This window comes from Mycolicibacterium chengduense, from assembly GCF_033741155.1.
GTDB lineage: Bacteria > Actinomycetota > Actinomycetes > Mycobacteriales > Mycobacteriaceae > Mycobacterium.
Window position 1 is genome coordinate 110191 of sequence record NZ_JAWQNH010000007.1, and the last position, 14057, is coordinate 124247.

At 67.0% G+C, this 14057-nt stretch carries 12 protein-coding genes; 9 read left to right on the top strand and 3 right to left on the bottom strand.

Going from position 1 to position 14057, the window contains the following annotated elements; all coding sequences use genetic code 11:
- The first annotated feature begins 10 nt into the window (after nt 1-10).
- The 4 genes from SBI67_RS24935 (at nt 11) to SBI67_RS24955 (ending at nt 4464) form a co-directional block, all read left to right on the top strand.
- The gene (locus tag SBI67_RS24935) at nt 11-1498 is read left to right on the top strand and encodes a dihydrolipoyl dehydrogenase family protein (RefSeq protein ID WP_318983153.1); all 1488 of its coding nucleotides are present in this window, start codon (nt 11-13) and stop codon (nt 1496-1498) included.
- A gap of 536 nt (nt 1499-2034) precedes the next feature.
- Nucleotides 2035-2697, top strand: coding sequence for a hypothetical protein (locus tag SBI67_RS24945; RefSeq protein WP_318983155.1), 663 nt, complete (start codon nt 2035-2037; stop codon nt 2695-2697).
- 20 nt (nt 2698-2717) lie between these two features.
- A complete protein-coding gene (locus SBI67_RS24950; RefSeq protein WP_318983156.1) occupies nt 2718-3740 on the top strand; it encodes an alpha/beta fold hydrolase in 1023 nt (340 codons plus the stop codon).
- Nucleotides 3741-3819: 79 nt separating this feature from the next.
- Nucleotides 3820-4464, top strand: a complete 645-nt coding sequence (locus SBI67_RS24955) for a class I SAM-dependent methyltransferase (protein ID WP_318983157.1) — start codon at nt 3820-3822, stop codon at nt 4462-4464.
- Between the two features lie 140 nt (nt 4465-4604).
- On the opposite strand, the gene SBI67_RS24960 is transcribed toward SBI67_RS24955, so the two are convergent.
- Nucleotides 4605-5105, bottom strand: a complete 501-nt coding sequence (locus SBI67_RS24960; RefSeq protein ID WP_318983333.1) for an NUDIX domain-containing protein — start codon at nt 5103-5105, stop codon at nt 4605-4607.
- Between the two features lie 74 nt (nt 5106-5179).
- Between SBI67_RS24960 and SBI67_RS24965 the strand changes: the two genes are divergently transcribed.
- From SBI67_RS24965 to SBI67_RS24975, 3 genes are read left to right on the top strand one after another with little or no spacing between them, the layout of a single operon-like run.
- Nucleotides 5180-6580: an acyl-CoA synthetase gene (locus SBI67_RS24965; protein WP_318983158.1), complete on the top strand. Its 1401-nt coding sequence runs from the start codon at nt 5180-5182 to the stop codon at nt 6578-6580.
- Nucleotides 6581-6626: 46 nt separating this feature from the next.
- Complete coding sequence (locus tag SBI67_RS24970; RefSeq protein ID WP_318983159.1) at nt 6627-6974, top strand: VOC family protein; 348 nt, start codon at nt 6627-6629, stop codon at nt 6972-6974.
- A 43-nt stretch (nt 6975-7017) separates the two neighbouring features.
- Nucleotides 7018-8262 (top strand): glycoside hydrolase family 27 protein, encoded by a 1245-nt coding sequence (locus tag SBI67_RS24975; RefSeq protein WP_318983160.1) that lies wholly within the window; start codon nt 7018-7020, stop codon nt 8260-8262.
- Between the two features lie 76 nt (nt 8263-8338).
- Here the strand turns inward: SBI67_RS24975 and dapD are convergent, their stop codons facing one another.
- Complete coding sequence (gene dapD, locus SBI67_RS24980; protein ID WP_318983161.1) at nt 8339-9283, bottom strand: 2,3,4,5-tetrahydropyridine-2,6-dicarboxylate N-succinyltransferase; 945 nt, start codon at nt 9281-9283, stop codon at nt 8339-8341.
- Between the two features lie 34 nt (nt 9284-9317).
- Here dapD and dapE point away from each other — a divergent pair, with 34 nt between their 5' ends.
- The gene (dapE, locus tag SBI67_RS24985; RefSeq protein ID WP_318983162.1) at nt 9318-10385 is read left to right on the top strand and encodes a succinyl-diaminopimelate desuccinylase; all 1068 of its coding nucleotides are present in this window, start codon (nt 9318-9320) and stop codon (nt 10383-10385) included.
- A gap of 106 nt (nt 10386-10491) precedes the next feature.
- Nucleotides 10492-12039 (top strand): ABC-F family ATP-binding cassette domain-containing protein, encoded by a 1548-nt coding sequence (locus SBI67_RS24990; protein WP_318983163.1) that lies wholly within the window; start codon nt 10492-10494, stop codon nt 12037-12039.
- Here the strand turns inward: SBI67_RS24990 and SBI67_RS24995 are convergent.
- Nucleotides 12023-13198, bottom strand: coding sequence for an EspK C-terminal domain-containing protein (locus tag SBI67_RS24995; protein WP_318983164.1), 1176 nt, complete (start codon nt 13196-13198; stop codon nt 12023-12025). The genes SBI67_RS24990 and SBI67_RS24995 overlap by 17 nt on opposite strands.
- Nucleotides 13199-14057: the final 859 nt, after the last annotated feature.

Consider the following 14057-nt stretch of genomic DNA (forward strand, 5'->3'; position numbering starts at 1 on the left):
GGTAAACACATTGAGCTCCCTAGATACGCACCGCCAGGCCGTGCCGCGGGCCGGCGATGTCTACGACGTCATCGTCCTCGGTGGGGGACCGGTCGGTATCAATGCTGCCGATCGCGCTCACGCAGAGGGTCTGTCGGTGGCATTGATCGAGCGTGAACTGGTGGGCGGCGAGTGCAACTACTGGGGCTGCGTGCCCAGTAAGTCATTGTTGCGCCCCGTGCTCGCCGTGGCCGATGCCCGCCGAGTCGATGGCGCGCGAGAGGCGGTCAGCGCAGCGATCGACCCCGCGGGGGTGTTCGGGCGCCGCGATCGCTATGTCACCGACTGGGACGACACACCGGTGGCGGCGGCGGTTGCTGCCATGGGACCGAGGCTGTTCCGTGGCCATGCCCGACTTGACGGTGCACGTCGAGTCACGTTGACCACCGCGGAGGAAGGTGCTGTCACGCTGCAGGCACGCCATGCCGTGGTCATCTGCACCGGGAGCACGGCGACCGTCCCAGACCTTCCCGGTGTGGCGGAGGCCAAGCCATGGACCAACCGTAGGGCGACGGACAGCAGTAGTGTGCCGCCGAGATTGGCGGTTGTCGGGGCCGGCGGTGTGGGCGTCGAGATGGCCACGGCCTGGCGTGGCCTCGGATCGTTTGTGACATTGCTGGCGCGCACTCCGACCCTCCTGCCTCGAATGGAACCGTTTGTCGGGGAGTACGTTCGAGCCGGCCTGACGGCAGCGGGGGTGGACGTGCGGCTGAACGTGACAGTTTCGGCGCTGCGTCGGCCCGGTGGGACCGGGCCGACGCATGTCACCCTGGACTCGGGTGAGGAGCTGGAGGTGGACGAAATCCTCTTCGCAACAGGGCGTACCCCCAACACCGCTGACATCGGCCTGGAAACCATCGGCCTGCCGCCCGGCAGCTGGCTCGATGTGGACGACACCTGCACGGTACGTGGCGTCGCAGGAGACTGGCTGTACGCGCTCGGCGATGTCAATCACCGGGCGTTGCTGACGCACCAGGGAAAATATCAGGCTCGAATTGCGGGCGCCGTGATCGGTGCGCGCGCGCACGGCCACCCGGTCGACACCGAACGATGGGGCATTCACGCCGCAACTGCAGACGAATTCGCTGTGCCGCAAGCCTTTTTCACCGATCCTGAAGCAGGGTCAGTAGGACTCACCAGCGAGCAGGCGAAGCGCCGGGGCCGCCGCGTGCGTACCGTCGATGTCGACATGGGGGCGACCGTCCCGGGGGCCAACTTCTATGCAGACGGCTACAGTGGCCGGGCTCGTATGGTCGTCGATGAAGACGGTGAATATCTGCTCGGTGTCACGTTCGTGGGCCCAGGAGTTGCCGAGATGCTGCACTCGGCCACCATCGCTGTCGCGAGTCGTATTCCGCTGGCGCGGCTGTGGCATGCGGTCCCATGCTTCCCGACTATCAGCGAGGTCTGGTTGCGACTTCTTGAAGCGTATCGAGACGGACGGGGCGCCACCGAATAGGTGACGCCCCGACGCTGCCGGTTACGTGATGCCGTTGATGCCCGGATGCTGGCCCGGGGGGACATTCGGGGCCGGTGGGGCGAGGACCGGCGGAGTGAAACGATTCCCACCGGTAGGGCTGATGCTCTTTTCCGTCGGCGCCGGGGTGATGTGGGTGCTTGTCGGTGTGACCGTCGTTGTCGACGTGCTGGGCCGTTCGGTGGTGCTCGTGCTACAGCCCGCCGCGATTCCTGCCGCACAAACGATTGCCGCGGACATGGTTACCACTTTGCGGTGTTGGGGGTGCATCGATCAGTCTCCTACCTGACGGGGCATCGGCCGCCGTAGTTATAGTGGGTTCCGTAACCCACTGTAGCAGTCTCGATGCTGACGATTAGCGGGAATTAGTCGTAATTTATGGATCACATAACCCATTTAGGCGTGAGTGCAGGTGCTGAACGTCCAGCGCCTCGATCATTCCTCTCATCTGCATTGTTGATTGAAGACATCTGAAATGTTCGTTCGACTAGATGAGGTGCCGCTGCTCGAATGGAGTGATGACAACCGACACCCGCCCGACACCGTCGTCCAGCATGTTGGCCACTACCTTGTCGGGCTGGAAGCTGACCTGGCTTCTCATCGTCGTTGTCGCGGTGATTTCCACGATCGCGGCGACCGCGGTCGGCGGGGCGAGTGGGGCCAACCTCGGCATCCGCATCACCGCGCGCACGTCGGCGGTCCTTTTCCTGCTCGCCTTCACCGCATCGTCGCTCTATCAGTTGTGGCCCACTGCCACCACCCGGTGGATCCGGCGCAACCGGCGCTATCTCGGGGTCGCCTTCGCCGGATCCCATGTCGTGCACGCCTTTTTCATCGTGACCACCATCATCGTGAACAAGCCGCGGTTCGACGCCGGCGTCGAACGCACCCCGCACGGTGTCTATGTCCTCGACTTCATCGCCTACGGCTTCCTGATCGCCATGACCGTGACGTCCTTCGACCGGATTGCCAAGCGGATGCCGTATGCCGGGTGGCATCGGCTGCACGTGATCGGAAGCTACGTCATCTGGTTCACCTTCTTCATCGCCTACTGGCGCCGCGGGGTCACCTACACCGAGTTCTACGGGCCCTTCCTCGTCATCGTGGTCGCCGCCTTGATCATCCGGTTCATCGCCAAGGCCCAGCGATACGGCAAGCACGGCCACCGCAGCGCCTCGTAGCGTCGTACGCTCGCAGGACCATGCCTGCAATCCGCTTCCTCCCGGTCGGGGACCGGCGCGTGGCCTACGAGCGACGCGGCGAGGGACCGCCGCTCGTCGCGCCGGCCTGGTGGGTCAGCCACCTCGAACTCGACTGGCAAGACCCAGATGTGCGGCGCTTCTGGCAGGGCGTGGCCGCGGGCTTCGAGCTGATCAGGTACGACCGCCTCGGTGCCGGGATGTCGGACCGGACGGTGCATGACGTCGACCTGACGCTCGACGGTGAAGTGGCGGTCCTGCGAACGCTGCTCGACGGGCTCGGCCTGGAGCGGGTGTCCCTACTGGGCGGCTCCTCGGGTAGCTGCACGGCGGTGGCGTTTGCCGCGGCCCACCCGGACCGGGTGGAGCGGCTGGTGCTGTACGGTTCCTACCCCCGAGGTGAGGTGTTGACCCCGCCGGGCGTCGACGACGCGATAGTGACTGCCGTACAAGCGCATTGGGGTCTGGGGTCGCGCGTGCTGAGCAACATCTTCCTCGGCGACGCCGATACGGTTGCGCACGAACGCTTCGCCCGGTTGCAACGCGAATCGGCCACCCCCGAGACTGCCGCGGCACTGCTGCGGCTGGTGTACAGCCTGGATGTGCGTGCGTGCCTTCCGCTCCTGCGGGTGCCGACGACGGTGGTGCACCGCCGCGATGACCGCGCCGTTCCGTACCGGTGCGGGCGAGAGGTGGCGGCCGCCATCGCCGGTGCGGCCTTCGTTCCACTGCAAGGCACATCGCATTTTCCGTGGCACGGCGACATCGATGCCGTGATCCGTGCATGCCGGCATGCGCTCGCCCCGCAACCATCCGATCCGCCGCAGGACAGCTCGCAGCTGTCCGCGCGGGAACGCGAAGTCCTGGCGTGCGTGGCCCGCGGTCTCGCCGACCCCGAGATCGCCGAGCACCTTCACCTCAGCCCGCATACGGTGCACCGGCACGTCGCCAATATCCGCCGCAAGCTCGGGAGCTCCTCACGTACTGCGGCCGTCGCCGAGGCCGCGAGGCTCGGTCTGCTGTAACTGGCCGGAATCGGCCATGCCGGCAAAATGGCCGGATCGGGCGATGCGCGCGCGGACCGCGGGCTCGTAATTTCACGCTATGACCCAGCTCGTCACGGTCGGCTCGTCCCGGGCCTGGCTACGGATCATGGCGTTGCTCTACGACCCCTTCCTGTGGAGTGCTGAGATCGCCGGCATGCGGCGCCGCCGCCGCAACCTGCTGGCCCAGGCCCACGGCCGCGTCCTCGAAATCGGTGCCGGCACCGGGCTGAACATCGCCCACTATCCCGCCGACTTGGACGAGTTGCTGCTCACCGAACCCGAGGCCGGGATGCGCCGGAAACTGGCACACCGCCTGGACCGGAGCGGTCGTCGGGCGGTCATCTCCGATGCGCGTGCCGAGTGCCTGCCGTGGGACAGCGTGACTGTGGACACCGTCGTGGCCACCCTGGTGCTGTGCACCGTTGATGATCCCGCACGTGCGCTGCGCGAGATCGCGCGTGTCCTACGGCCAGGTGGGCAGCTGCTGTTAATCGAACACACCCGATCGAGCTGGCGTCCTTTGATGTTGTGGCAGAACCTCTTCGAACGACCATGGCGTGCCTTCGCCGGCGGCTGCGTCTGCAACCGCCCGACCCTCGATCTGATCCGCGCCGCCGGATTCGAGGTCGACGCCACCGATGCCGTGTGGAGCGGGATGCCCTTCGTCGTCCATCCGCTCGTCGTCGGCCGAGCCACCCGCTAACTCGCGAAAGGAATTCCATGCCCAGACATCGCAAGCCGTCGGCGCCCTACTTTCGGGGCGGCATCGCCGGCGCAGGCGGACGCGCCTGACCGCGCCAGGGCATCCCCGCCATCGGCCATGGCGGGGGTCGGTGTGTTCGGCTACCGGTTCTCCCGGCGCAGTCGGAGCAGTAGCCAGGCGGCCAGGGTTTGTGAATCGGTGATCAGGCCGTCCAGGATCATCCGATCGATCTGGTCGGCGGTGAACCACTCGCTGTGCATGTCCTGCTCTTCGTGCTCGCGTTCGTGCTCACCTTCGGTGATACCCGTGGCCAGGAAGGCCCAGCCGCGCTGGCTGCTCATCCCCGGCGCGACGTCGAGGCGGCCCAGCACCTCCCACGACTGGGCGCGCAAACCGGTTTCCTCACGGAGTTCCTGTTCGGCCAGGTCCGTCGGCTCGGGCTCGTCACCGTCGAGGGTGCCCGGCGCGGTGCCCTGGACAAACTCCCAGCGCCGCAACCCGATTGGATAGCGGAACTGTTCGACCATCCGGTATCGATCACCGTCCTGGGCGACCACCAGGGCGTACGTCGGCTTGTCGATGACACCGTAGATGCCCAGCGAGCCGTCGGGGCGGCGGATATCGTCCTCGCGCACCACCATCCAGTTGTTGCGGTACACCTCACGACTGGCCAGTCTCTCGATCGGGTCCACCGGCCCAGAGTAGCCTCACCAGGATGCTGTTGACTTCGCTGGACCCCGCAGCCGTGGCCGCCGGACACGATCTCGCGGATGCGGTGCGCATCGATGGTGTGACGCTGAGCCGAAGCGACCTGGTCGGGGCGGGCACGTCGGTGGCTGAACGCGTCTCCGTCGCGCGGCGCGTCGCCATTCTTGCCACCCCGACCGCCACCACCGTGCTGGCCGTCACCGGATGCCTCATCGCCGGAGTTCCGTTCGTCCCGGTTCCCTCCGATGTGGGCGTCGCCGAACGTGCGCACATCCTCACCGATTCCGGCGCGCAGGCATGGTTGGGTGAACTGCCGACCGAAACGGAAGGGCTGCCACATATTCCGGTCCGGATGCACGCCAGGTCCTGGCACCGTTATGCCGAACCGTCACCGGACAGCCCAGCGATCATCATGTACACCTCCGGCACCACCGGCCTGCCCAAAGGTGTGCTGATCAGCCGGCGCGCGATCGCCGCCGACATCGACGCGTTGTCCACGGCGTGGCAGTGGACCGCTGAGGACACGCTGGTGCACGGGCTGCCGTTGTTCCACGTGCACGGCCTGGTGTTGGGGCTACTGGGGTCCCTGCGGATCGGAAACCGGTTCGTGCACACCGGGAAACCGACTCCCGCGGCGTACGCGGAGGCGGGCGGCTCGCTGTACTTCGGCGTGCCGACGGTGTGGTCGCGCGTGGTCGGCGACGAGTCGTCGGCGCGGGCGCTCGGGTCGGCGCGGCTGCTGGTGTCGGGTAGCGCGGCCCTGCCGGTGCCGGTGTTCGACGAGTTGGTGCGATTGACCGGTCATGCGCCCGTGGAGCGTTACGGCAGCACCGAGAGTCTGATCACCATCAGCACGCGGGCCGACGGTGAGCGCCGGCCGGGTTGGGTCGGGCTGCCGCTGCCCGGGGTGCAGACCAGACTGGTCGACGACGACGGCGCGCCGGTGCCCCACGATGGCGAAACCATCGGTCACTTGCAGATCAAGAGCCCCACGGTTTTCAGTGGTTACCTCAACCGGCCCGATGCCACCGCGGAGGCGTTCGACGAGGACGGCTGGTTCCGCACCGGTGATGTGGCCGTCGTCGATGCCGAGGGGATGCACCGCATCGTGGGCCGGGAATCGGTCGATCTGATCAAATCGGGTGGCTTTCGGATCGGCGCGGGTGAGATTGAGACGGTGCTGCTCGGGTATCCCGGTGTGGACGAGGTAGCGGTGGTCGGCGTGCCCGACGACGATCTCGGTCAACGCATCGTCGCTTTCGTCGTCGGCTCCGTGGTGTCGGACGACGTCATCGACTTTGTCGCACAGCAGCTTTCGGTGCACAAGCGGCCACGCGAGGTGCGGGTTGTCGAATCGCTGCCGCGTAACGCGATGGGCAAGGTCCTCAAGAAGGAGTTGTTGACGTGACGTGCAGACGGACGCGAGTGAGGAACGAGCGAGCGGGAGTCGACCAATGACGCTGAAATTCTCCGAAATCTGCATCGACGCCCATGACCCTCATGCGCAGGGCGCCTGGTGGTCGCAAGTCCTTGGCTGGGAGCACCACGTCGACAAGGACGGCGACGTGGTGCTCAGCGCCCCGCCGGGCGCCGGACCGGACTGGTTGTTCCTCCACGTTCCCGAAGGCAAGACCGTGAAGAACCGGCTGCACCTGGACTTCACCCCCGATGATCAGGACGCCGAGGTGCAACGGGTGATCGGTTTGGGCGCTACCCATGTCGACATCGGGCAGGGCGAGCAGAGCTGGGTGGTGCTGGCCGACCCGGAAGGAAACGAGTTCTGCATCCTGTCGGCTCGATAGTCGGTCACATCCTGCTCCCAGTCTGAGCTGGCACCATGGCCGGATGCGTGCCTTGGCCTGGTTGGCGGCGTGCGTCCTGCTGCTCGCCGGATGCGACAAGACCGACCCGCCGCGCGCGCTGACCCCGCCGATGGGCTGGAACTCCTGGAATTCCGGTATCGCGCTCACCGAGGAGAACGTCCGTCAGGTGATCGATGCGATGGTGTCCTCCGGTATGCGCGACGCCGGGTATCGCTACGTCAACCTCGACGCGGGATGGGCGGCCCCGACTCGTGACGCCGCCGGCCAACTGCAAGCCGATCCGGACCGCTTCCCACACGGGATCGGCGCGCTGGCGCGGTATGCCCACGACCGCGGCCTGCTGCTCGGCATCTATCACAGCCCGTTCAACGAGGGTTGCGGGCAGGATCCCCGGATCGGCGGCGCCGACCACGAGCGCACCGACGCGCAGACCTTTGCCGACTGGGGCGTCGATTACCTCAAATATGACTGGTGTCGCTTGGCCGCGGGCCACGACGACCAGGTGAAGTATTTCACCGCGATGCGCGACGCTCTTCGCGCGACCGGTCGGAACATCGTCTACTCCATCAATCCCAACAGCTCTGGTGATCCGGGCGCCGGCCTGGAATACGACTGGTCGAAGATCGCCGATATCACCCGCAATGCTGTCGACCTGGTTCCGGCGTGGGGTGATTCGGCGTTGTGGTCCTCAGGGCTGGCCGGTGTCAGCCAGGCCTTCACCGAAGCCGGTGCGGCGGGGTCGCCGAGCAGCCCGGCCCATGTCAACGACCCCGACATGATGGTGATCGGGGTGGGCTGGAACGAGTTCGTGGCCGGGCATCCCACCATGTCCCTGGGCGTGGCGCGCGCCGATCTGACCGACATCGAGCAGCGGGCGCACTTCTCGTTATGGGCCCTGTTGGCCGCACCGCTATTGGCGGGCAACGATATTCGTTCAATGTCGGCCCAGACCGCGGCACTGCTGACCAACCGCGAGGTGATCGCCGTCGACCAGGATCCGCTGGTGGTGCAGGCGCACCCGTCCTCCGGTGATCCGCGGGTGCTGGTGAAACCGCTGGCCGACGGCGCCGTGGCCGTCGGATTGTTCAACCAGGCCGCCGACACCGTGACCATCCGCACCACTCTGGGCGCGATCGGCTTGTCGGACGGAAGCTGTCACACCGTGCGAGATCTGTGGCAGCACAGTAGTTCTCAGACCACCGGCCCCGTCGCGGCGTCGGTGCCGCGGCACGGGATGGCGCTGCTGCGGGTGAGCCACGGGTGCTGAAAGCGGCGCACGAGCGTGAACTTGAGTGCGAGATCTCAGAGAATCGTCGTGCACAAGCTCACGCTGGCGCGGGCTGCTAGTTGGCGTGCAGTGCCTCGTTGAGCGTGATGCCGGTGCCGTCACGCTTGACCACCTCGACCGCGCCGGAGATGGAGTTGCGGCGGAACAGCAGGTTGCTGCCGCCGGAGAGGTCCTTGGCCTTGACGGTCTGCCCATCCGAGGTGGTCACCTTGGTGCCGGCGGTGATGTACAGCCCGGCCTCGATGACGCTGTCGTCACCCAAGGAGATGCCCAGGCCGGCGTTCGCGCCGAGCAGGCAGCGCTTGCCCACCGAGATGACCTCTTTACCGCCGCCGGACAGCGTGCCCATGATCGACGCGCCGCCGCCGACGTCGGAGCCGTCCCCGACGACCACGCCCGCCGAAATGCGGCCCTCGACCATCGAGGCGCCCAGCGTGCCGGCGTTGAAGTTGACGAATCCTTCATGCATCACCGTGGTGCCCTCGGCCAGGTGCGCGCCCAGGCGGACCCGGTCGGCGTCGGCGATCCGGACACCCTTGGGCAGCACGTAGTCGACCATCCGCGGAAACTTGTCGACGCCGTAGACCGCCACTGCGCCCCGGCGGCGCAGCTTGGCCCGGACCGACTCGAAGCCGTCCACCGCGGCCGGCCCGAAGTTGGTCCACACCACGTTGGCCAGCAGCCCGAAGATGCCGTCCAGGTTCGCCTCGTGCGGCTTGGTCAGCCGATGGGACAGCAGATGCAGCCGCAGGTACGCGTCGTAGGTGTCGACCGGCTTGTCCGCGATATCGGCGATCGTGGTGCGCACGGCCACCACCTCGACGCCGCGATCGGCATCGGGGCCGGTCAAGGTGGCCAGATCGTCGGTCACCTCGGCCACCGAGAGCCGGGTGGTGCCGGTCGGCCCGTCGGCGCTGAGCTCCGGGGCGGGAAACCAGGTGTCCAGTACGGTTCCGTCGGCGGCGATGGTCGCCAGGCCGACGCCAGATGCGGCAGTCACGGTGGCTTAGGGTACTCGACTAGCCTCGAGGGTTGTGGCCCTAGATCTGCGTGCCGACCCGATCGCACTGACCGCTGCGCTGGTGGACATTCCCAGCGAGTCGCGCCATGAGCAGCGCATCGCCGACGAGATCGAGGCTGCGCTGCGGGCGCAGGCACCGTGGTTCGAAGTGGTCAGAAATGGTGACGCGGTGCTGGCCCGAACCCACCTCGGTCGCCCGTCGCGGGTGCTGCTGGCCGGCCACACCGACACCGTGCCGGCCGCCGACAACCTGCCCAGCCGCGTCCAGAACGGCCTGATGTACGGCTGCGGCACCTCGGATATGAAGTCCGGTGATGCGGTGTTCCTGCACCTGGCCGCGACACTGGCCGAGCCAACCCATGACATCACCCTCGTCATGTATGACTGCGAGGAGATCGAGTCCAGCGCCAACGGCCTGGGCCGCATCGAGCGTGAACTGCCCGACTGGTTGACCGCCGATGTCGCTATCCTCGGCGAACCCTCGGGCGGTTTCATCGAAGCCGGTTGCCAGGGCACCATTCGCATCATGGTCAGTGCGGCCGGAACACGCGCGCACTCAGCACGATCATGGTTGGGTGACAACGCTATTCACAAGCTGAGCGCGGTGCTCGATCGGCTGTCACGGTACACGGCGCGCAGTGTGGACATCGACGGCTGCGTGTACCGGGAAGGGTTGTCGGCCGTCCGCATCGACGGGGGTATCGCGGGCAACGTGATACCGGATGCGGCGTCGGTGACGGTGAACTTCCGGTTTGCGCCCGATCGCAGCATCGATCAGGCCGTCGCGCACGTGCACGAGGTGTTCGAGGGCCTGGATGTGTCGCTGGAGGTGACCGATGCCGCCGCGGGAGCGCTGCCCGGACTGACGAATCCGGCCGCGGCGTCGCTGGTGGCCGCCGCCGGAGGGCAGGTTCGCGCCAAGTACGGCTGGACCGACGTATCGCGATTCGCGGCGCTGGGCATCGCGGCCGTCAATTACGGCCCGGGGGATCCCAACCTGGCCCACAAGGTCGACGAGCACGTCGACGTGGCTGCCATCACCGCCACCACCGAGATGCTGCGGGCCTACTTAACCGCTTGACCCGGCGGGTAGCATGTTTTTCGTGCTGGGAATCGACGACATCTCCGGGTAAATCCCCGAGATCTTTCGCGTCGTCACACATCCATTCCTTTCTTGGAGTTCCCGCATGTCTGTTGTCTGTTCGCATCTTTCGTTCGCCTGGTCCGACGGCACCCCGGTGTTCACCGACCTGTCTTTCGCAGTGGGACAGGGCCGCACTGGCCTGGTGGCGCCGAACGGCGCCGGCAAAAGCACACTGCTGCGGTTGATCGCCGGGGTGCTCTCGCCGACCGCTGGGACCGTGAAGGTCGACGGCGTCGTCGGCTATCTGCCTCAGGAGTTACCGTTCCTGTCGGATCAGACGGTTTCCGACGTCCTCGGGGTCACATCGGTTTTGGCGGCACTGGAAGCGCTGGCCGCTGGTGACGCGAGTGAGGAGGTGTTCGCCGCCATCAGAGAGGACTGGGATATCGAGGAACGGCTGCGGGCCCAGCTTGGTGACATCGAATTCGACCGCCCGCTCGGCTCGCTGTCGGGAGGGCAGGTGGTATCCCTCGGTTTGACGGCGCAGCTGTTGAAGCGGCCGGATGTGTTGCTGCTCGACGAACCGACCAACAACCTGGATGCCGCGGCGCGGCAACGGCTTTACGCGACATTGGACGGCTTCCGCGGCACGTTGCTGGTGGTCAGCCACGATAGGGCGCTGTTGGATCGGATGGATGCGATCGCCGAGTTGCGCGCCGGTGAGGTGTCGACGTTCGGCGGCGGCTTCACGGCGTACGAGGAAGCGACGCAGGCAGCGCATCGCGTGGCCGAGGGCAATGTCCGTAATGCCGAGCAGCAGTTGAAACGCGAGAAGCGGCAGATGCAGGAAGCGCGTGAGCGGGCCGGCCGGCGGGCGTCCAACGCGGCACGCAACGTCAAGGACGCCGGATTGCCGAAAATCCTTGCCGGAGCTCGTAAACGGAGTGCGGAGGAATCGGCGGGCCGGGCCGACGATGTCCACAGCCGTCGGGTCGGCGACGCACGGGCGCGGCTGGACGAAGCCGAACGAGCGTTGCGCGACGATGATGTGCTGGTGCTGGACCTGCCGGCGACCGAAGTACCGGCCGGCCGGGTGTTGTTCTCCGCAAACGGGTTACGCTCGTTGGCGTTCGACGCTGTCGATCTGGACGTCCGGGGTCCGGAGCGGATCGCGTTGACCGGACCCAACGGCGCCGGCAAGTCGACGCTGCTGCGACTCGTGGTGGCCGGCGCTCAAGTTCCCGTGGCGTATCTGTCGCAGCGGCTTGATCTGCTGGATCCGTCCCGCGCCGTTCTGGAGTCATTGGAGGCGTTCGCGCCGAGCCTGTCCGTGACACGGAAGCGGCACCTGTTGGCGCAGTTCCTGTTTCGCGGTGACATGGTTGACCTGCCGGTGAGTGCGTTGTCCGGGGGCGAGCGGTTGCGGGCAACGCTGGCGTGCGTGCTGTTCGCCGAGCCCGCGCCGCAGCTGCTGCTGCTCGACGAGCCGACCAACAACCTCGACCTGGTCAGCATCGGCCAGTTGGAGGCGGCGTTGAATGCCTATCGCGGCGCTTTCATGGTGGTGAGCCACGACGAGCGGTTTCTGGCCAACATTGGGGTGCAGCGCCGGTTGGTGTTGCAGAGCGGTGAGCTTACGTCGTCGCCGTGACGGTGGCCTGCGCCTCGGTGAGCAGGTCGTACTGGTGCAGCCAGTACAACCAGTCGGCGACGGCGGCGCGCTGGTCGGCGATTTCCAGGGCGGTGTGGGCACGGTAGAGCGCGAGGTCCGCCGCGTGGGCGGCATAGCGCACGAAGGCGGCCAGGTGCGCGACTTCGCGGCCGGAGGCCGCACTCATCAGTGGCTGCATCACGTCGAACCACAGGGTGAACGATTCGTTGGCCGGCGGTGTGTTGTCCGCGCCGGCGGGCGGTAACTGCGCGACGAGTTCCGGGTCTTTGACCGCCGCCAACTTGGCCGCGGCGTCGGGGAAGCTGATCTCCAGTCGGCTGCGACCGGTCATCTTTCCCGTCGCCGGGATGTCGTCGTCTTCCAAGAGCACCTTGTGCGCGCCGGGATCGATTCCCTCCAGATGCGCCTTGGCGCCGATGACGGCGCGCAGGGTCGTGTCGTGTGCTTGGGCCCAACCTGTCAGGGCCGCAACGGGATAGGTGGCCCACCGGGCCCGCTCGGCGGCAGGGATGGAGCTGTCGGCGCTGGCCAGTTTGACCTGTTCGGGCAGGCTGACACCTTCGGGGAGGTAGGCGATGCCGTAGCTGTTGGCGACGACGATCGTGTCGGCGGCGGTGAGCGCCACCAGCCAGAAGAATCCGATGTCGTTGGGTCGAGCCATGTCTGGTGCATTCAGTGCGGCAGCGATGCGGCGGGCGACACTCAGCGGATCATTGCCCCCCATCTGACGCTTGAGGGCGCCGGCGGCGGCTGAGGTGGCCATCAGATCGCGCTCGGCTCGTGCGGCCGATACCGGGATGGGCGCGGCGGCAGCACCACCGGACTGGGCGCCGGTGGTCGCAGCAGGTGCGACGCCGGGCCCGAGGGCTCCGGGCGATGGCGGCACCGGCGCGGCGGGTGGCGGCGTCGACGGCGGGCCGAGCGGCATGGGCGGTGTCGGTGCTGCCGGGGCGGACGGCGGCGCGGCCGGGGCTGCAGCGGGGCCACCTCCACCGGTGGGGACGGCCGGGTGGGCCGCCGCAGGTGTGGTCGGTGAACTGGTGGCGGCCTGCTCGATCGGTGCTGCCGGCGCGGACAGCGGTGTGGCCGGTGTGGCACTACTCAGCGGGGTGGGCGGCGGCTGCACCGGTGCCTGCATGCCGGGTGTCTTGGGACCCGCTGCGCCGCTGAGGGGATCGGGCTTGGTGGCTGGTGCGCCTTGCGGGCCTTGGGCGCCTTGGCTGCCTGGTCCCGTCTGGGGGCCGGATTGGCCGGGTGTGCCTGCTCCGCTCGATGAGGAGAGTGGTGACGGGGAACCGCCGCTCGCGCCGGATGGGGATCCGGGGCTGCCGGTGCCGCCGAGAGATGGTCCAGTCTGGCTCGGCCCAGGACCCGGGTTGGCCACTGCTGGCTGTCCGGTAGCTGGTGCGGTTGGACTCGGCGCTGGCTGGATGACGGGAGAAGGCGCTGGGGCGTCTGGCGTCGCAGCAGCGGGCACGCCTCCGCCCCTCGGCACGACAGGTGGAGAACCCTGGCTGGACGATGGAGGCTTTGCGTCTTGGGTCACAGGATCCGGCGCGGCTGGCGTTCGTGCGGGGAGTTGGGGCGCCGGTTCTGTGTGCGGCGCATCGGGTGCGGCAGAAAGTGGAGCCCCTCCGGTACGCGGAGCTAGAAGCCCATTTCTCCCGCTCGTCAAGCTCGTCGGTGAAGGAGGGCCTGCGGCTCCGCCCTGCGGAGCTTGCGGAGCCTGAGGAGCGGGCCTCGGAGGAAGGGTCCGACTTAGCAGCTGTGGGAGAGCATTTGTGGGTGGCCTCCAACTTTGAATGGTGGGTATCTGGGCGCTGCTAGAGGCGACGACAGTGACGTTTAAGGTATGAAACGTATTCACTACGTTCCGTATGGCGGCTTCGCGGTCAGATTCGCTTACATTCGGATCGGTTGATTTTTCGATGGTATCGATTAGTTGCTGTGCTTCGCGAACATTATCGGCTACGGCCGTCTTTGCGGCGGCGACCATG